A 19,743-nucleotide genomic window follows, 5' to 3' on the forward strand; every position below is an offset into this window, starting at 1 on the left:
TATCGATGTTAAAAACGCTATGCAAGCAAGTGTACGCCAAGATATTTTAACGGCAATTAGTAATTTTCGTGTTCCATTAATAAATAACTCTGTTGATATGTTAGTTAATAATACACAAGAGGTAAGTGAAGTATCTGAGCAAGCTGAAATCGAATAGGTGCGCATATGATTAGTGTTATAAGTATATTTTTAATCACACTATTGCCTGCCGCCATGTTGATTATATTTTCTTTGGTCATTAGTTGGTTTGAGGATGATGAAGTACCTCTACCAATGCTGAACTAGAAGCCTGATTGATAAACTCATTCAGGCTTTTTTGTTTATAGTTCTTCTTAATACACATCTAAATTTTCCACCTTCATATCTTATTCTTTGATCTTTCTTATCAAGTTGGATACAACTTTTTGTCGATATCCCATGTTTTTCTTTTCGCTACTGCTGCTCCATCCTGCAGCTTAAGTGAGTCTATCCGCTTTTTCCGGTCGCGATTAACTATTTAATAAGCAATTATCGAACAACATCAAATGTCTCAATAGGGTAACCCTCAGCTCTTAATTGGTAGATATTTTTACTCAGGTAATTAATGCCGACTTTAAGTTGTTGAGCCTCTTCATGCGCTACCTTGCTCTTTATCAATACTGGCCAGTAGAAAGTGATGAATACGACAAAAAATTTAGCTATTAGTTAGTTTATTTTTAGTGTGGTCAATTTTACTAATTAATAGTTTTTTTAATTTAATTGTAGTGTGACATATTATGTCGTAAAGTTTGGTTTTTTAATGAGATCCCTTAAAAAGCTATAAAAAACATAGGGTTATATTTTTTATTTAAGTTGGCACAACGATTGAATTATCAATAGTAACAAACATGCTTAATCAGATGTTTGAACAATTAATTTAAAGCTAAAGAGGATAAGAACATGGGAATGTTTACACGATTTGCAGATATCATTAATGCCAATATCAACAGCATGCTAGATAAAGCTGAGAACCCTGAAAAGATGTTGAAGCTAATCATCCAAGAAATGGAAGAAACCTTAGTTGAAGTGCGTTCAAGTGCAGCAAAAAACATCGCTGAAAAGAAACAACTTGAAAGAGCGCTAGCGCATGCTAAACGTCAAGTTGAAAACTGGCAACAAAAGGCGCAACTAGCCGTTGAAAAATCTAGAGATGATTTAGCCAAGCAGGCATTAGTTGAAAAGCAAAAAGTCGCTCAACAACAAACTGAACTAGAAAATCAAATGCAAGTTGTAGATGAAATTTTAGTTGATATCCAAGCGGATGCTGGACGACTTCAAGAGAAGCTAAATGAAGCTAAACGCAAGCAAGAAACTTTTTTAATTCGTCAACAATCAGCTCAAGTTCGTTTAAAAGCGCGCGAAAAAGCAACGGTCCACAACATCGAAGATGCGTTACAAAAGTTTGAGCGTTACCAAGAAAAAATTGATGGCTTAGAAGCACAAGTAGAAGCCTATGATTTTACGCAATCAAATGATCTGGAAAGCCAGTTTAGAGATTTGGAAAATCAAGAAGTCATTGATAACGAGCTAGAAGCGTTAAAAGCAAAAGTTGCTAACGGTTAATAGGAGAGAACACTATGGTGCCAGAATACTTAACAACACTATTAATTGTTTGTGGCTCCCCGTTAGTAATGTTTTTATTTGTGGCAATGGCTATTCAGGGATACGAAAACCATTGCCGCAATATTTAAGGAGAAATGTATGGAATATCGCAACTCATATCGCGTAAAAAAAGTATTAACAAAAGATGTCGTTCATAAAAAATTGTCAGGTGTATGTGGTGGTATTGCTAAATACTACAATGTACCAAGGTTATTAGTTCGTGTAGCAGCAGTATGTGCATTTTTCATGCTCCCTGTTGTCACCGGTGTAGCATACATAGTTGCTGCCGTATTAATTCCAAATCGCTAAACTATTAAGGAGTCAAAAATGTCTTTTTTCAAATCATTGTTATTAGCAATTTTCGCGACGATATTTTTGACCTATGCGCTTGGAATGGGGTTTCTTGAGTTCTTTGATCTGAATGTCATGATTGACGACCATCATTTAGCACCACTTCAAGCAATTAGTGTCTCAGCTATTGTCGTAGTGCTTCTAATGTTAGTAGCGTTGGCTATTGTATTAAGTGTATTTGGTGGTGCAATTTTTATTGCCACTATTGTAATAGGTAGTATCGCAATGGCATTTATTGGCGTGTTTTGGCCAGTACTTTTGATGGCACTAGTTATTTACTTAGTTACTCGAGATAAAAAATCTCAAACTAAACAGTTTCAACATTGATAAAAGCACCGAGCAGTTTTCTGTTCGGTGCTTTTGTTTGGGTTATTTAGCAAGGTGTTTCAATATTGCTTTGCTTTGAGGAGTGTTAAGTAGGGCTTCAAATTCAAGGATCTCTTTGTGCATGATTTCAGCGGTAATTTGTTTACAGCCGTCTGCAATTAACTCACGAGATTTTTGTAATGCTTGCGGCGGTATTTTAATTAATCGGTTAGCAATGTTTTGAGCTGTTTCTAATAACGCTTCTGGTGCTACAACTTGATTAATTAAATTTAATTCCAGCGCAGTGTGAGCATCAAAGTTGTCACCCAAAACAAGTAACTCAAACGCTTTTACTCGGCCAACTAATTTAGGTAGCAAATAGCTCGACGCTGCTTCAGGACACAAACCAAGCTGGGCAAACGGTAACATGAATTTAGCATTATCTGCAGCAATAGCCATATCGCAATGTAATAGCAATGTAGTGCCAATGCCTACTGCATTACCCGCAACAGCGGCAATAAGTGGCTTATTAAATTTACCTAGTTTTTGAATAAACTGGTACCCGCCGCCTTCAGTAATTGAATTTGTAGAGTTAAGAAAATCATTGAGATCGTTACCTGCGCTAAAGCAATTATCGTTCCCTTGGATAACGACACAGCGAATATTGTCATCCTGCTCTGCTTGTTCAAAGAGAGCTGACAAAGACAAATACATACCGTTTAGCAACGCATTTTGTTTGTCAAAACGGTTAATAGTGATAGTTAATATATGGTTTTTGATGTCACTGAGAATTAAATCATTCATTTTATTAAAAGCTTAGATACAATAGATAAAAGTAACTTAGTGGTTTTGAAAAGGGATGTATAGGATAAAAATGAACAAATTAATGACTTTTTTAAGCTGTTTGGTGATTACCAGTTCAATATTTACAGCTCAACCAGTCGTGGCTGGTGAAGTTGAAGTTAGTCACCAATATATGCGGGAACTCATCCCAGGTACAACGGTGACATCAAGTTATATGGAAATTACAAACCACCATAATGTTGAGATTATTCTTATTGGTGCTAAAGGTTTGTTTAGTGAAAAAATCGAACTTCATGAACACACTATGGTAAATGGCATGATGCGAATGGGGCAGGTCGACAATATCATTATTCCAGCCAATAGCAGCGTCACGTTAGAACCTGCAGGCTTACATATCATGGCCTTTGATATTAAGTCACCACTTAAACACGGGCAAAGTGTTGAACTCACGCTATTATTTGAAGAGCATCCGCCAATTACAATTGATTTGCCTGTAAAAAGTATTAAACAAGTTAATTCTCATCAACACCATTAAGGGTATGTTATGACAGATAAAATTTCTCCTAAAATGATTGGCTACTCACTAGCTGCAATCTTTTTTATTAACTATTTCATTGGTGTTTATTGGAGTTTTGAGCCCGCTGCGATTGATATTCAGCAAGAAGTTATTGCGGATGCTAAAACAGAGCAAGTAAAGCCGGTTGTCGGTTATACAACCACTACCGCATTAATTCGTGTAGCTGAAACGTTGTTGAAAAAGCCTGGCGGGTATTTATCAAATGACGCTATGCCACCTTCGGTCTTTTTGGATAATATTCCTGCATGGGAATTTGGCGCGCTAGAAATGGTGCGCGATATGTCATTAGTAATGAGACAAGAATTTAGTCGCTCTCAGTCACAGTCAACGGAAAATCCATACCTACAAAAAGCACAGCCTAGATTTAATATAGATCATAGAAGCTGGGCAATTCCTAGCGCAGAGGGTGAATATAGTAAAGCGATAGAAGAGCTTTACTTGTATCGTACAGCGTTAACTCAATCACAATCGCAAGCACAGTTTTATGCTAGAGCTGATAATTTGCGAGACTGGTTGAAAGAAGTAGAAAAAAGATTAGGGAGTTATTCTCAACGATTAAGTGCAAGTGTTGGCAGAGATCAATTGAATGTTGATTTAGCAGGTGATAGTGTTGCTCAGCAATCTACGTACAGCGCGCCATCAATGCAAGTGAAAACAAGTTGGTGGAAAATAGACGACGTTTTCTATGAAGCTCGTGGCGCAAGTTGGGCGTTATTGCACTTTTTAAAAGCTATCGAAGTAGACTTTAACGACGTGTTAGAGAAAAAGAATGCAAAAGTGAGCGTGCAGCAAATTATTCGTGAACTTGAAGCTAGCCAGCAGTCAGTCTTCAGTCCAATGATTTTAAACGGTGATGGTTTTGGCATGTTAGCCAATCATTCACTGGTGATGGCAAATTATATTTCACGCGCCAACGCAGCGCTGATTGATCTTAATACTTTACTTAGTCAAGGGTAATAACAATGAAAAAAGCACTCATTGCAGCAAGTTGTGCAGCATTGCTGTCGGCTAATGCTCACGCAGATTTTTTAGGCATCTATATTGGTGGTTCTTACTGGGACCAAGAAGCAACAGGTGTGTTTGGTGAACAAAATAACTTAGTCGATTTCAATTTAGAAGACGATAAGAAAACCAGCTTTTATGTTGCATTTGAACATCCTGTTCCACTTGTTCCAAATATTAAGTTAGCGATGTCAGACCTTGATACGCAAGGTCAAACGGTACTTGATGAAGACTTTAGTTTTCAAGGTGAAACATTCCCTGCTGGCTCAAGTGTTGATGCAACGTTTGATCTTAGCTATATCGACTATACGCTTTATTATGAAATTTTAGACAATGGCTTAGTAAGCTTAGATTTAGGTTTAACAGGTCGTGATGTTGATGGTTTTGCAGGTGTTGAAGGAACAGTAGAAAGCGTAACATTGAGCGCTGATGACGACTTCTCTGGCATTGTACCTATGCTATATGGTGCTGCACAAATCGGTTTACCATTTACTGGTTTAAGTGTTTATGGCGAAGCGAATTTCTTGGCTTTTGATGATCATACCTTCTATGACGCACAAGCGGGTATCGCTTATGAACTGATTGATAACATTGCAATTGATGTCAATATTTTTGTAGGTTACCGTCAAGTTGTTTTAGATATCGAAGATGTTGATGATTTATATGCAGACGTGGATTTCAAAGGTGCCTATGCAGGTGCAGAAATACACTTTTAATTGATAGGTTATTTATCAATGTAAAACGGCGCTTTTTAGCGCCGTTTTTAGTTGTCGTTACTCCGTCATTTGCTCAAGCTCTTTCCCTTTGGTTTCTCTCACAAAGTAGTAGACAAAGAAGATAGAAATAAAAGCAAAGGCAGTGTAAACGCTGTAAGCGAAAGCTAGACCTAAACCAGCAAGCATAATAGGGAATGTCATGGTGATCATGAAATTCGTCAGCCATTGCGCTAACCCGCTAACTGCTAATGCTGAACCCCTCATTTGATTCGGGAACATTTCGCCTAACAATACCCACATCACAGGGCCCCAGGATAAATTAAAGAAAAATACATAAGCATTTGCGCTTACTAATGCCAACGTACCAAAGTCGCCAATATCTAAATGTCCTTGAGGATCGACCGTCGAGTTTGCAAATACATACACCAGAATTGCCAGTGTTATCGTCATACCGATTGAGCCAATTAATAAAAACGGTTTTCGTCCCCATTTATCAATAAAGTAAATGGTAATTAAGCAGGCTAAAATACTGACACCACCACTAATAATATTGATAAGTAAAGCATCTGATTCAGAAAAGCCAACCGCTTGCCAAAGCACAGCGCCATAATAAAAAACAACGTTAATCCCTACTAGCTGTTGAAAGGCGGCTAAACCAATACCAATCCAAACGATAGGCTTAAGTCGTTTTTGATTCGAAAGTAGATCCGTTAACTTAGGTTGATGACGATCGGGTGTTAATGACTGAGAGATATCGTTAAGTTTATGCTCAACGTTTGCGTCGCTATACAATTGAGCAAGTACTAACTTAGCTTCTTGTTCTCGTTTATTAATCACAAGAAAACGAGGGCTTTCAGGGATAAAAAAGAGCAGTATGAAAAATAACGCTGCTGGTATTAACTCCATCCAAAACATCCATCGCCACGCTTCACTACTTAACCACATAACCTCCGTTGAACCACCGGCAAAATCTGCAAGTAAATAATTGGAAATAAAGGCAGTAAAAAGGCCCGAAATAATCGCTACCTGCTGGATAGTCGTTAATGCGCCACGGTATTTTGCTGGCGCTATTTCACTGATATAAGCTGGGGAGATAACTGATGCGCCGCCAACAGCCAATCCGCCTATAACGCGAAAGAGTATAAATTGCGCTGAACTGTCAGCAATACCAGAGCCAAAGGCACTGATGATGAAAAGTATCGCCGTGATCATTAGTATTGTTTTTCGACCAAATCTGTCAGCAAGTTGCCCTGCAAAAAAAGCACCTATTGCACAACCTAACAACATGCTGGCAACATTAAAGCCCGTACCAATATCGCTGGCGTTAAATGCTTTAACCAAGCCATCAACGGTGCCATTTATCACACCTGAATCAAAGCCAAATAAGAAGCCGCCGATTGTGGCGACCATGCTAACAAGGATGATAAATCCGATATTATCTTTTTCACCGTCTGTCGATGTAAGTGTTTGTGTAACCAAAGCAAACCTCTATTTATTATTGTTTTAATTTAACTTAGCTTAACGTTTGGCGACTATTTAGCCTAGCAATTACATACGTTTGCAATATTCATCGTTACCTATGCCTTTTCACCACGTCAGTAAACGGCTTTAACGTAGGGGTTAACTTGTCATAGGCGAAAACAACTTGGCGAATATAGTTAAACTCATCGATCGCTTTAAAGACAATATCTGACTTAGACAACACTTCAGGGTAGGCTGGAACTAAGGCGGCGCCTAAGCCTGCGCTCACTAAGCCAAGTGCATAATCAATGGTTCTTATTTTTGCCCTGACGTCTAACGTGATATGTTGCTCTGCGCAAAGTTGGGCAAGTGTATCTCCTGCGGAGCATGGTGATCGCGATATAAAGGTTAGCTGGTCTAAATCACTTAATTGTAAACTCGGTTTTAGTGCTAAAACATGGTTGTAGGGAAGTGCTATCAGGTAGTGTTCATGCCAAAGTTTAACGTGTTGCTCTTGCGGGCTAACTTCATCTAACGTCACTATTCGAGCATTACAAGGCTGATCTTGTGCAACTAAACTTAACGCAATATCGTCAGAAATTGCTGTGAAGTCTTTTAGCAGGGCACTCATTCGTTGAACACCCAATCCTCTTGTAACACCAAGTTTAAATTCAATATGCTGTTTTGTTTGACTAAATAAATTTTTGACAGCATCTGCTTGGCCTAAAAGTTGTTTAGCCAGCGGATAAAGTTGGTTGGCACTCATCAAGGGTATAACCCCACGAGGGTGACGACTAAAAAGCGTGGTATTTAAGCTTTGCTCTAGTTGCAGTATCGCTGTAGAGATAGAAGGTTGGGCCACAAAACACACCTTTGCCGCTTTAGTTAGACTTTTATTTTCATATACCGCTATAAAGTACTGTAGTGCTTTTAAATCCATATCATCCTCATTATTAATTGAGCTTTTACTCAATTAAACCAGTGTGTTAGATAAATTTATTGATATAGGTAAAACCTATAATAAATAAAGAAAATATATATTACTACTTGAGGTAATAATTCTTTATTATCAAACAAGACGAGATTAACTAGGTGAATATTTTTATGTCGGCAAGCAATCACAAGCCATCCTTTAATTGGCAAGATCCACTCCTATTAGATCAGGTACTTTCAGAAGAAGAGCGAATTATTCGAGATAGCGCTCGAGACTATTGCCAAGAAAAGCTAATGACTCGTGTCTTAAATGCCAATCGAAATGAGCACTTTGATGTCGAAATCATGCAAGAAATGGGCGCCATGGGGTTGTTAGGTGCAACACTGCCTGAAAAGTATGGCTGTGCAAACGTTAATCATGTTGCTTATGGGCTTATTGCAAGAGAGGTCGAGCGTGTTGATAGTGGTTACCGCAGTGCGATGAGTGTGCAATCATCGTTGGTCATGCACCCTATTTATGCTTATGGTAGCGAAGAGCAAAGAGCAAAATATTTACCAAAACTAGCAACAGGTGAGTGGGTAGGTTGTTTTGGTTTAACTGAGCCTAATTCGGGCTCAGATCCGGCTAGCATGAGCACTAGGGCTACTCCTGTTGATGGTGGGTATTCACTTACCGGTAACAAAATGTGGATCACAAACTCGCCAATTGCTGATGTGTTTGTGGTTTGGGCAAAATTAGATGGTGTTATCCGGGGTTTTATTTTAGACAAAGGCATGGCCGGTTTATCTGCACCAAAAATCGAAGGTAAATTTTCACTTCGTGCTTCTATCACAGGCGAAATCGTCATGGATAATGTCTTCGTTCCTGCCGAAAATATGCTACCAAATGCTACAGGTTTATCAGGGCCATTTGGCTGTTTAAATAAAGCACGTTACGGCATTGCTTGGGGCGCACTAGGTGCTGCTGAATTTTGCTGGCATGCAGCTCGCCAATATAGTTTAGATAGAGAACAATTTGGTCGCCCTTTAGCGGCAACTCAACTAATGCAAAAGAAACTCGCTGATATGCAAACAGACATTACGACAGGGATGATGGCTTGTTTGCAGGCAGGCAGAATGCTTGATCAAGGTTTATTGGCGCCTGAAGCGATTTCACTAATTAAGCGTAACTCATGTGGTAAGGCACTTGATATCGCTAGACAAGCACGTGATATGCATGGCGGAAATGGTATCAGTGACGAATTTCATGTCATTCGCCATGTGATGAATCTTGAAGCCGTTAATACCTATGAAGGTACTCATGATGTACATGCGCTAATACTTGGTCGCGCCCAAACAGGGTTACAAGCTTTCTTTTAATGTGAACAAATGCCTATAACAAAATAATAAAAGGGTAGTTATGTCAGATAGAAATCAGTTGGTAAAAGATAATTTCATTCGTTTTGTGAAAACGGGCAAGTTTCCAGAGCCCTTGAGTTTAACGAGTGTGACAACATCAGGGCTTAACGAAAGCCAAATACTCGATTTGTTCGAAAGCCAACTGATTAGCAGACACCTTGATTTATATTCGAGGGTGATGCAAAAAAATAAGCAAAGCTTTTACACCATTGGTAGTGCCGGTCATGAAGCTAACGCTGCTTATGGTTTAGCATTCAAGCCCGATGATATCGCATTCCTGCATTACCGAAGTGGTGCTTTTATGGTACAACGCGCCAAGAATGCAAAGGTCGATATTATTAAGGACATGCTACTTTCGTTTGCCGCTTCAAGCGAAGATCCTATCTCGGGTGGCAGACATAAAGTACTAGGTAGTAAGCCGTTATTTATTCCACCGCAAACAAGCACCATCGCTTCTCATTTGCCCAAAGCGGTAGGTACGGCATTTAGTATTCCCTTAGCACAACGCATTGAGCAAAAAGGGAAATTAGCGAACGATAGTGTGGTGCTATGTAACTTTGGCGACGCCTCTGCAAACCACTCAACGGCGCAAGGGGCGTTAAATTCAGCTGCGTGGATATCTTTTCAATCTGTACCTTTACCCATAGTGTTTATTTGTGAAGATAACGGTATTGGTATTTCAACAGCAACGCCAACCGGTTGGATTGAAGCTAATTATCAACATCGATGTGGGCTTAAATACTTTAGTTGTGACGGGTTAAGCGTATTAGACACTTATAAAATGACAAAAGAAGCCGTTGATTATGCAAGAGAGCATCAAAAACCGGTGTTTTTGCACGTTAAATTGATAAGACTTTTAGGCCATGCAGGCTCCGATTCTGAGTTTGTTTATCGCCATTTAGAAGATATTGAGGCAACAGAATTTCAGGATCCCTTGCTACATAGTGCTCGAATGCTGTTAGCTTCAGGGCTAATGACCAAAGAAGCGCTCGTTGATAAATATCATGAAATAGAGCAGCTAGTGATTACTAAAGCGCAACAGGTAATAACTCAACCGAAATTGGCGACCGCTAAAGAGGTTATGGCGAGCATCATTCCGCCAAAAAGTGAGCTGCAGCAGCCCAATATCATTGACGAAACACAACGTGAAAAGTTATTTGTTCATGAACGACATAACTTAGAGAAAAAACAACACTTGGCCAAATTGTTGAATTGGGCTTTGATCGACTTAATGGGTCAATATCCTGCCATCGTGATGTGTGGTGAAGATATCGGTAAAAAGGGTGGTGTTTATAATGTAACCCACAAGCTTTATGACTTATATGGTTCAAACCGCGTCGTAAATACGCCACTTGATGAACAAACCATTTTAGGCGGGGCAATAGGTCTAGCCCACAATGGCTTATTACCGATGCCAGAAATTCAATTTCTCGCCTATGTGCACAACGCAGAAGATCAAATCCGAGGTGAGGCGGCAACATTATCTTTCTTCTCGAATGGCCAGTTCACGAACCCTATGGTTATTCGTGTCGCGGGTTTGGCTTATCAAAAAGGCTTTGGCGGACATTTTCATAACGACAATTCATTCGCGGTATTTAGGGATATTCCTGGTGTGATTATCGCTTGCCCTTCAAATGGCGAAGACGGTGTTGAAATGCTACGCAACTGTGTTCGACTTGCCCACGAAGAGCAGCGTATTGTTGTGTTCCTAGAGCCCATTGCCTTGTACATGACAAAAGATTTACATCAAGAAAATGATGGGCTTTGGACATTTAACTATCCAAAACAAACTTCTTTAAGCGCACTTGAAGCGTCTCAACAGCTTACGGTTAAAGCAAGTGGTCAAGGTAGGAGCTTATGTATCTTGAGTTATGGCAATGGGTACTATTTAGCCCGCCAAGCACAGCAGATATTAGAACAAGAAGGAATAGATCTTCGTGTTGTTGATTTACGCTATTTGGCGCCACTTGATGAGAAAGGTATCTTAGCGCATGTTAACGAATGTCAGCATACGCTAATTGTTGATGAATGCAGGCAAACAGGTTCAATTTCTGAAGCCTTAATGACGCTTATTGCTGAATCAGGTTATGACATGAATCACGTTGCAAGATTGTGTGCACAAGATAGTTTCATACCGCTCGGCAGTGCGGCCTATCATGTATTACCATCAACACAATTGATTGTTGAACGAGCAAAGCAACTCGTTCAACAATAATGTCACAAGTCAGTGCTTATCCTGGTCTGCCGTCAGGGCGATACTGAAAGAGCACTGAGGCAAAGTGGTAAATAAAATGAGAAAACGAGACTGACCATAATAGCCCTGACAATATGTGCCACTCGGCTGTCGCTTCAGGCATAACTACAGGCAGTACGCCTCTAATAAATGCCGCTAAAATAATAAAAGTAAACGGGCCCACCATATTCGGGCCTTGATAAATGTTGCGTCCCGTATGACCCAAAGACACGCGAGTGATCATCGAAAGGCAAACACCGGCAATCGTACCTATTGCGAAGAAGTGCATGATGTTCTTAACGACAAATGGTGTTGGTTCCCAAAGCGCTAAAATGAATAAACTGACGGGCAAACATAAATAACTCAAATGAAGCGACCATAACATAGGCTCATTTAACGATGCCTTTACTTGCCATCGTAGCAAGCGAGCAAAAGAGCTTATCGCAGCAATAAGTAAGAAAATACGCCCAACTTCTGAGTGAAGCTCTCCTGTCATCACTAGAATAACTAGCAATCCTAAACTAGAAAATGCGACTGCATCTAACCAAACAATAGGCTCTTTACGCTCAATATTGAGTTTTGCCGACGTGAAGAAAGGGATAACGCGTCCACCGATAAAACTAATCAATAAGGCGATCATAAATTGCATAGCCAGCCATGTGTTACTTGCTAACGTATAGTCTTGTGTGGCTAACGCATAGTAACTAACAAAGTTTAGCAGTAGAGCAACAATCAACCCGATTGGAATTGCGATATTTCGCCATTGTTTGACACTGTATATACAATGCCAACACTTGGCGATAAGCGCGCCCATAAATAGGCAATCTAAAAAAGCAGGTACTTCAATTGGCACAGGAAATGGCATTAACATAGACAAACGCGCAGCTAACCAACAACCAAAAACAAGCGCCAATTGCGTGCCCGTAAAAGTAGCTTTACCCGTCCAGTTTTTTACTGCCGTGAGCAGAAAGCCTGCAACAATAGCCAAAGCAAAGCCAAATAATAGCTCATGGGGATGCCACCAAAGTGCGGGAAATTGTATCCAAGCATATTCCGGTAAATATAAAGTGATTAACCAAATTGGAATAGCGATGACCGCAAACAACGCGCCAAAAAAGAAAAAAGGACGAAAACCAAGTTGCCAAATGGCAGCTGAAGTTGGCTTTTCATTAGGATCATCAATATTAAGCATGCTTTTTATGTTATATCGGTAAGTAAAAGTCATTGTCGTTGTTTTGTTTGTTAATTACTAATTATAAAAAGATTAAATTTGTTAACGGCTAGTTCGTTTTGCTATTTAACGTTTAGTGGCTTAGCAAAAAGTCGATTAGTTGTTTTCAATTGATAAGATTGAGGTACACTAGCAAACATTCAAATTACAAGTTATTAATACACGTGCCATTTCATCATCAATTTATTCTTGATCGCCAATATTATACGGAAGTTTACGAGCAAACAGCCCAAAAGCCACAAGGTTGGCCTGCGTATCGCAAAGCCATCATACTCTTGATTTTAGGCTTGGTAGCGTCTTCATTTGCCACCACGGCAAAGTTTATCCATTTAAGTTATTTTGTTATCGGTTTAGCCGTTGTTGAAGCACTTGCGGTTCGGTTTGCTAAGACATGGTGGTTGTGGCGCCAGTTAATTTCTAAAGCTGCGAATAACCCTGTTGATCTGACGTTAGATGAACAGGGCATTAACATTACGTCAGCCTATTTGAATCAGCAACTTAATTGGCAAAACATCACTAATGTTGTGGAAAACGAGTACGGTTTTATATTAGAACAGACAGGAAATCGTCATTACCTTTCTAAAAAGGGGCTGGCACAAGAGGCGATTGCTTATGTAGCTGAAAAATGTCACGCCATTTCAAACAATAATTAAATGTAGTTCTTAATGAGTCGTTCAAGTACCGTTTTCCCTAAAACAAATATTACAAATCAAAACCCAATGCGGATTTCTAATCCGAAGTTTTTGGCATTTTTATTGGTTTTCTGGGCCGGGTTAATTGCTTTAGCACCAGACTCGCTCGTTAATTTAGTTAACTATGTTGTTTTTAGTTTACTGGGCGTACTTGGTGCTATTTTCGCTAATTCAACAGGTGCAGGTGGCGGTGTTGTCTTTATTCCGATGTTTAATCAATTGGCGTTTACCGAGCAACAAGCCATTGCGACAAGTTTTGCAATTCAATGCTTTGGTATGACGGCAGGGGCGTTGACTTGGTTTTATCATTATAAACTTGAACGTGCTCCTTTTGGTCAGTGGCCAAGCTTTATACAAGTCATTAAAGTCAGTGCGCTAGCATCCATTGTTGGTTTGTGGTCTGTTTATGGGGCGTCAATATCACCGCCCTCTAGTTTGCATTATAGTTTTAGTTGGTTTTCTTTATTACTCGGCATATGCATAGTTTTTATTGCGCTTGTCATTAAACCACAACCCATTCATCAAAGGTTATTAGCAATCGACTGGCTGATGATCGTTGCTATTTCCTTATTTGGTGGCGCTATTACTGCTTGGCTAAGTGTTGGTATTGGTGAATTGATTGCTATTTATCTGATAATACGTCGGTTTGATGTCAATATGGCTGTTGCCGTTGCTGTTATTGTCTCTGCCTTCACCGTATGGGCAGCTATTGGGCAACATACTCTGGTTAATTTTAATGTTTATTGGCAAGTCGTTTTATTTGCTGGGCCAGGTGCTATTTTTGGTGGCGTACTTGCTAAAGCTCTCGTTGCAAAATTATCGACGAAAAGGCTTAAAGTGTTTTTTGCGTTTTGGCTATTGGTCATTGGTGGTGTTGGCGTAGTTACTAGCTAAATGAGAATTATTCTCAAAAAGCTTGACAGGTTTCGGTAGCTAATTTACTCTTGCGCCATAATATCGTGAATTAAAAGCATTAATTTACACTTAAATCTATTACACGTATCAATTGTGGAACTATCATGTTGAAAAAGTTAATTGTTGCCGCAGCGATGTTGCTTACTAGCGTTAGTACTTTGGTAAGCGCTGCAGACGAAGTAAATGTTTATTCTTACCGTCAGCCATTTTTAGTTGAGCCTATGTTCAATAAGTTCACTGAACAAACGGGTATTAAAGTTAACGTAGTGTTTGCCAAAAAAGGAATGGCAGAAAGATTAGCAAGAGAAGGTCAATACAGCCCCGCTGATATATTGTTAACGACCGATATTTCTCGCTTGATTGAGCTACAAGATAAGAAACTTTTACAAGCGGTTAATTCTCAAGTTATCGACGGCGCAATTCCTGCTCATTTGCGTGATGACAACAACCAATGGTTTTCATTAACAACTCGCGTTAGAAATATCTATTCTGCTAAGCGAATGGGTGATGTAGCGTTAAATTATGAAGATTTAGCTTTACCAAAATATAAAGGGAGAATTTGTACTCGCTCTGGTAAACATCCATATAATGTTGCATTAGTTGCTTCAATGGTTGCTCATCATGGTGAAGCCAAGACACAAGAATGGCTTGAAGGCGTTAAAGAAAATTTAGCGCGTAAGCCTCAAGGTAACGACCGTGGTCAAGTACAAGCCATTCATCAAAACCTTTGTGATCTAGCAATCGGTAATAGTTACTACTTCGGTAAAATGATTAACGACGAGAAGCAAAAGGTATGGGCGGATGCAGTAAACATCAACTTCCCTAACCAAGCTAATCGTGGTGCACACATCAATGTATCAGGTATGGCTATGGCGAAATATGCACCTAACCAAACAGCGGCATTAGCGTTAATGGAATTTTTAGTATCTGAACAAGCACAGCAAATGTACGCTGAAGTGAATATGGAATACCCTGTTAGAGCAGGTGTTAAGCGCTCAGCATTAGTTGATTCATGGGGTGAATTTACAGCAGACGATTTATCGCTAGCAACGATCGCCAAGCATAGAAAAACGGCATTAATGCTACTAGATAAAGTTCAATTTGATCTGTGATTGAAAAATTAGTTGGCGCACGATTTAGCGTCAATACACTGCTGACATTTCTCTTAATTAGCTTACTAACACTGGCGCTATTAATGCCGGTGCTAGTCATGTTTTATCAAGGCGCTTTTGCGCCTTTTTCACTTTTCAGCCATCTTTGGCAAACCGTGCTCCCTCAATACCTTAGCAATACTGTATGGTTGGGCTTCAATGTTGTCATGTTATCGTTACTCTTTGGCGGGTTGAGCGCGCTGTTTTTGCATTTCTTGCCGATAGCTGGAGCAAATTATTTACGTTGGTTACTTTTATTACCGCTTGCTATGCCTGCGTATCTCATTGCTTATTTGTACACCGATCTTTTTGACTACGCAGGGCTTATTCAGCGCTTTTTACGGGCAACCTTTGATTGGCAATCACCAAATGATTATTGGTTTTTTGATTTGCGTACATTAGGCGGCGCATCGGTAATCATAGCGTTGGTTCTGTTTCCCTATGTATATATGATTACGCGTACCGCACTTGAAAACCTTGATCCAAAATTACTACAAGCAAGTCAAAGTTTAGGTGTTAGTCCATGGCGAGGCATTAAACGTGTCATATTACCTTTAGTTCGGCCTGCATTGGCGGTGTCAGCTTCGTTAGTGTTAATGGAAACGTTAGCTGATTTTGCAACGGTTCAATATTTTGCGGTTAATACATTAACGACGGCAATTTACGATACTTGGTTAGGGTATAGTGATTTAGCTACGGCAAATGCATTGGCAAGCATCTTATTATTACTTGTGTTCTTTGTTGTTGTACTCGAGCAGAAAAGTCGTTCGAAACTCAACGCACAAAGCCAAAATATAGCGTTGGCACAAACACTATTTAAACCACATAAACTTATGTTGTGGTTTGCCACAGCTTTTTGTTGGCTATTAGTCATAGCTGGATTTTTGTTGCCTCTTGCTTTATTACTTGTGATGGCATGGCAATATAGCGATAGCCAACAGCTGTCCTTATTGATGACTATTGGTGGTAACTCCATTTATGTAGCAGGGATAGCCGCGACAGTAGCCTTACTATTAGCCATTGTATTTACCTTTTATCGAAAGTTTTCGCTCACTACATTCCGTCAATTTCCACTTGGGCTTTCAAGCTTAGGTTATGCAATTCCTGGTACTGTATTGGCGATGGCACTACTGTCTACATTTGGCCCGATTGACTTTTGGATAAATGATATCGCAGCAGCGTTTGACTTGGAAAGACCAGGTTTAGTGTTGTCTGGTACCATCTTTGCCGTTGTGTTTGCCTTTGTCGTCCGTTTCATGGCGATTGCAAACGGCACAATCAATACCGGCATCGATCAAATTCCTGATAACTTAATTAAAGCGGCTAAAAGTCTTGGTTCAGGGCATTTTTCAATATTAAGGCGTGTTTATCTACCCCTTTTAAAACCGTCTTTATTAGTTGCGTGGTTATTAGTCTTTGTTGAAGCGATGAAAGAGCTTCCTGCTGTGTTATTATTGCGACCGTTTAATTTTGAAACGTTAAGTACCTATATCTATCAACTGATCTCTGATGAACAATTAGAGCAGGGCGCATTAGGTGCAATTCTTATTGTAATTTTTGGTTTAATACCAATTATTTGGCTCAACCGTAAACAAGAGGTATAACGGTGGCGACGTCTCCCATTATTGATATAAACACGCTAGATGTTGTAATCGATGAAAAAGCGATTTTAAATCAAGTCAGCTTCTCATTATCAGCAGGTGAGATCCTTGGCCTTGTTGGACCAAGTGGTTGCGGTAAAACAACGTTATTAAACGCAATAGCGGGTTTTTTAGCGCCTGTTACCGGTGAAATTACGATAGATGGTAAGCCATGTTTTTCGACTAACACAACGGTTGCGCCTGAGCATCGCCACATTGGGGTTATCTTTCAAGATTATGCGTTGTTCCCGCATATGAGTGTTGCTGAAAATATTGCTTACGGTATTAGCCAATATGATAAGCACAGCCAGCAAGAAAAAGTGAAAAAGCTTATCGCTATGCTTAAACTTGAGGGCTTTGAATCTCGTTACCCTCATCAGTTATCCGGCGGCCAGCAACAGCGTGTGGCTATTGCACGAGCGTTAGCGCCAGAGCCTAAACTCTTATTACTTGATGAGCCTTTTTCAAATATTGATGCACGTTTGCGCAACGAGCTGATGATTGAGCTACGCCAATTATTGAAATCTTTATCGATGACGGCGGTTTTTGTTACTCACAATAAAGATGAGGTGTTTACCTTTGCTGATAAAATTGCTGTCATGCATCAAGGTCATATACTGCAGTTTGGTCATCCGGTAGAGGTTTGCAAGCAACCTTGCTCATGGCAAGTGGCAGATTTTCTACAATTAGGTTCATGGCTCAATGCGACTTTATATCATGATAAACTTGATACCCCTTTAGGTTTGTTATCGATAAACAACGAGTTTGACAGGCAAGACAATCAAATTGCTTTGTTAATCAAGCCTCAGCACCTCAAGGTTATGGTGGATCAACATGGTGAATCTGTTATTCAGCATATCAATATAACAGAGCAAGGCTATCACTATATTGTTGCACCTGTTAGCAGTAAACATGACTATCAATTGAGTGTTTATAGTGAACAAGTCATTCAAATCGGCCAACAAGTGCAGTTATCCATCATTGAACATGATTACATCCTCTTTCGGCGCGATAATGGTATGAGTTGAGAATAGTAAATTGTCAGTACCCATCGTCACTGCATCTACCTGATGCTTACTTTTTTCGAATTGATGAATAAATTTTGCTAAAAATTTGGGTCTCAGATCCACAAAACCCCACAAATTCATCAACTTCCTCGAATGCCTTAATTTTGCTGATGATCATTAACAATTTTTTCCCCAATCTTTGCTTGACATAAGTTTACAAATCTCACTAAACTGTACAAATGTGGGAAAAAGTGGGGAAATGTGGATCATAAAAGATCGTACAAAAAAACATCATTATGTTTAGAGGCACTAGCGCAATAACGCTTGATAGTAAAAGTAGAATCACGATACCAACCAAGTATCGCGATGAGCTTGTGTCTGATTGCCAAGGGAAAATGGTATGTACGGTTGATATTCAGCATCCATGTTTATTGCTTTACCCTTTGCCCGAATGGGAAGAAATAGAATTAAAACTGTGCAACTTGTCGAGCATGAATCCGCAAGAGCGACTATTACAACAAGTATTGTTAGGTAATGCGTCGGATTGTGAGATGGACAAAAGCGGACGTTTGTTAATTAATGGTCCGCTTCGTAATCATGCGAGCTTAGAAAAAAGTGTCATGCTTGTTGGTCAGTTAAAGAAATTTGAAATTTGGAGTGAGTCTGCTTGGCAAGCGCAAATGCAACAAGGCATTAGCAAAATCCAATCAGGTGAAATTGAACTCACTGAACGCTTACTCGATTTATCACTGTAGATAGGCTTATGTCGACAGAATTTAAACACATATCGGTTCTTTTAGATGAAGCGGTAGATGCGCTAGCGATCGACCCTGATGGTTGCTATATCGACTGTACATTTGGTCGAGGTGGTCATTCAGGTCTTATTCTGTCTAGATTAGCTGAAAATGGTCAGCTGATTGCAATTGACCGTGACCCAACGGCAATCGAAGCGGCGAAAAAGTTTGCTGACGATAGTCGATTCACTATCGAGCATGAAGGTTTTTCCGCGTTGGAAGCCATTGCAGAAAAACATAATCTCACCAAAAAGGTTGATGGTGTTTTACTTGACCTTGGCGTTTCGTCACCACAGCTAGATGATCCTGAGCGCGGCTTTAGTTTTATGAAAGACGGTCCACTTGATATGCGCATGGACACAACGCGTGGTCAAACGGCACAGGAATGGATTGCAAAAGCGGATGTTGAAGACATTAGCTGGGTATTAAAAACCTTTGGTGAAGAAAAGCTAGGTTGGCGAATTGCCAATGCAATTGTTGATGCTCGAGAAGAAGCACCGATTACGCGAACAGGCCAACTGGCAAAAATTATCGCGACCGCTGCTCCACAAAAAGAAATTAAAAAACATCCAGCTACCCGAAGCTTTCAAGCCATTCGCATCTATATCAACTCTGAATTAGAGCAAATAGAAAATGTGTTAAATTCATCGCTTGCTGTGTTGGCAGAAGGCGGTCGTTTAGTTGTTATTAGCTTCCATTCGTTGGAAGACCGCATGGTTAAGCAATTTATGAAAAAGCATTCACAAGGTAAACAAGCACCGCGTGGCATGCCTATTTTGGAAGCTGAATTACAAAAAGGGAAAAAACTTGAGTTGGTTGGTCGAAAAGCTAAGCCAAGTAAAGCAGAAGTAGAAGAAAATGTTAGATCACGTAGCTCGGTATTGCGAGTTGCTAAGAGGTTAGCCGATTAGT

19 protein-coding genes are annotated in these 19,743 nt (G+C 39.8%); 15 read left to right on the forward strand and 4 right to left on the reverse strand.

Annotated elements, in window-relative coordinates; translation table 11 throughout:
- Positions 1-918: 918 nt before the first annotated feature.
- From pspA to QQK02_RS05235, 3 genes are all read left to right on the forward strand, one after another.
- Positions 919-1,581: a phage shock protein PspA gene (gene pspA / locus QQK02_RS05225; protein WP_284206916.1), complete on the forward strand. Its 663-nt coding sequence runs from the start codon at positions 919-921 to the stop codon at positions 1,579-1,581.
- Positions 1,582-1,719: 138 nt separating this feature from the next.
- Positions 1,720-1,929 carry a PspC domain-containing protein gene (locus tag QQK02_RS05230; RefSeq protein ID WP_284206917.1) on the forward strand — a complete coding sequence of 70 codons (210 nt, stop codon included), beginning with the start codon at positions 1,720-1,722 and terminating at the stop codon, positions 1,927-1,929.
- Between the two features lie 18 nt (positions 1,930-1,947).
- Positions 1,948-2,298 carry a hypothetical protein gene (locus QQK02_RS05235; protein WP_284206918.1) on the forward strand — a complete coding sequence of 117 codons (351 nt, stop codon included), beginning with the start codon at positions 1,948-1,950 and terminating at the stop codon, positions 2,296-2,298.
- Between the two features lie 42 nt (positions 2,299-2,340).
- Here QQK02_RS05235 and QQK02_RS05240 read toward each other — a convergent pair whose 3' ends face one another.
- Positions 2,341-3,081, reverse strand: coding sequence for an enoyl-CoA hydratase-related protein (locus tag QQK02_RS05240; RefSeq protein ID WP_284206919.1), 741 nt, complete (start codon positions 3,079-3,081; stop codon positions 2,341-2,343).
- Positions 3,082-3,151: 70 nt separating this feature from the next.
- Here QQK02_RS05240 and QQK02_RS05245 point away from each other — a divergent pair, with 70 nt between their 5' ends.
- Genes QQK02_RS05245 through QQK02_RS05255 form a run of 3 tightly spaced genes read left to right on the forward strand, consistent with a single transcriptional unit; the run spans position 3,152 to position 5,376 of the window.
- Positions 3,152-3,616: a copper chaperone PCu(A)C gene (locus QQK02_RS05245; RefSeq protein WP_284206920.1), complete on the forward strand. Its 465-nt coding sequence runs from the start codon at positions 3,152-3,154 to the stop codon at positions 3,614-3,616.
- Positions 3,617-3,625: 9 nt separating this feature from the next.
- Complete coding sequence (locus tag QQK02_RS05250) at positions 3,626-4,615, forward strand: DUF2333 family protein (protein WP_284206921.1); 990 nt, start codon at positions 3,626-3,628, stop codon at positions 4,613-4,615.
- Between the two features lie 5 nt (positions 4,616-4,620).
- Positions 4,621-5,376, forward strand: coding sequence for a TIGR04219 family outer membrane beta-barrel protein (locus tag QQK02_RS05255; RefSeq protein ID WP_284206922.1), 756 nt, complete (start codon positions 4,621-4,623; stop codon positions 5,374-5,376).
- Between the two features lie 57 nt (positions 5,377-5,433).
- Here QQK02_RS05255 and QQK02_RS05260 read toward each other — a convergent pair whose 3' ends face one another.
- Both QQK02_RS05260 and QQK02_RS05265 read right to left on the reverse strand, forming a co-directional pair.
- On the reverse strand, positions 5,434-6,855 hold the full coding sequence (locus QQK02_RS05260) for a sugar porter family MFS transporter (protein WP_284206924.1): 1,422 nt from the start codon (positions 6,853-6,855) through the stop codon (positions 5,434-5,436).
- 94 nt (positions 6,856-6,949) lie between these two features.
- The gene (locus tag QQK02_RS05265) at positions 6,950-7,777 is read right to left on the reverse strand and encodes a LysR family transcriptional regulator (protein ID WP_284206925.1); all 828 of its coding nucleotides are present in this window, start codon (positions 7,775-7,777) and stop codon (positions 6,950-6,952) included.
- Positions 7,778-7,941: 164 nt separating this feature from the next.
- On the opposite strand from QQK02_RS05265, the gene QQK02_RS05270 reads away from it, so the two are divergent.
- Together QQK02_RS05270 and QQK02_RS05275 are read left to right on the forward strand one after the other, a co-directional pair.
- A complete protein-coding gene (locus QQK02_RS05270; protein ID WP_284206926.1) occupies positions 7,942-9,129 on the forward strand; it encodes an acyl-CoA dehydrogenase in 1,188 nt (395 codons plus the stop codon).
- A 40-nt stretch (positions 9,130-9,169) separates the two neighbouring features.
- Positions 9,170-11,383, forward strand: coding sequence for a dehydrogenase E1 component subunit alpha/beta (locus QQK02_RS05275; RefSeq protein WP_284206927.1), 2,214 nt, complete (start codon positions 9,170-9,172; stop codon positions 11,381-11,383).
- Positions 11,384-11,399: 16 nt separating this feature from the next.
- Here the strand turns inward: QQK02_RS05275 and QQK02_RS05280 are convergent, their stop codons facing one another.
- Entirely contained in the window at positions 11,400-12,593 is a 1,194-nt protein-coding gene (locus tag QQK02_RS05280; protein ID WP_284206928.1) for an NnrS family protein, read from the reverse strand.
- Between the two features lie 203 nt (positions 12,594-12,796).
- On the opposite strand from QQK02_RS05280, the gene QQK02_RS05285 reads away from it, so the two are divergent.
- The 7 genes from QQK02_RS05285 (at position 12,797) to rsmH (ending at position 19,742) form a co-directional block, all read left to right on the forward strand.
- Positions 12,797-13,285 (forward strand): YcxB family protein, encoded by a 489-nt coding sequence (locus tag QQK02_RS05285; RefSeq protein WP_284206930.1) that lies wholly within the window; start codon positions 12,797-12,799, stop codon positions 13,283-13,285.
- Between the two features lie 12 nt (positions 13,286-13,297).
- The gene (locus tag QQK02_RS05290; RefSeq protein ID WP_284206931.1) at positions 13,298-14,218 is read left to right on the forward strand and encodes a sulfite exporter TauE/SafE family protein; all 921 of its coding nucleotides are present in this window, start codon (positions 13,298-13,300) and stop codon (positions 14,216-14,218) included.
- A 128-nt stretch (positions 14,219-14,346) separates the two neighbouring features.
- Complete coding sequence (locus tag QQK02_RS05295; RefSeq protein WP_407705019.1) at positions 14,347-15,351, forward strand: Fe(3+) ABC transporter substrate-binding protein; 1,005 nt, start codon at positions 14,347-14,349, stop codon at positions 15,349-15,351.
- Entirely contained in the window at positions 15,348-16,994 is a 1,647-nt protein-coding gene (locus tag QQK02_RS05300) for an ABC transporter permease (protein WP_284206933.1), read from the forward strand. Before QQK02_RS05295 ends, QQK02_RS05300 begins: the two co-directional genes overlap by 4 nt.
- Positions 16,995-16,996: 2 nt before the next feature.
- Entirely contained in the window at positions 16,997-18,058 is a 1,062-nt protein-coding gene (locus tag QQK02_RS05305; RefSeq protein ID WP_284206935.1) for an ABC transporter ATP-binding protein, read from the forward strand.
- 275 nt (positions 18,059-18,333) lie between these two features.
- Entirely contained in the window at positions 18,334-18,792 is a 459-nt protein-coding gene (gene mraZ / locus QQK02_RS05310) for a division/cell wall cluster transcriptional repressor MraZ (RefSeq protein WP_284206936.1), read from the forward strand.
- A gap of 8 nt (positions 18,793-18,800) precedes the next feature.
- Positions 18,801-19,742: a 16S rRNA (cytosine(1402)-N(4))-methyltransferase RsmH gene (gene rsmH, locus QQK02_RS05315; RefSeq protein ID WP_284206937.1), complete on the forward strand. Its 942-nt coding sequence runs from the start codon at positions 18,801-18,803 to the stop codon at positions 19,740-19,742.
- Position 19,743 lies beyond the last annotated feature (1 nt).

It is taken from the genome of Thalassotalea eurytherma (genome assembly GCF_030161415.1).
GTDB classification, from domain to species: Bacteria; Pseudomonadota; Gammaproteobacteria; order Enterobacterales; family Alteromonadaceae; genus Thalassotalea_G; species Thalassotalea_G eurytherma.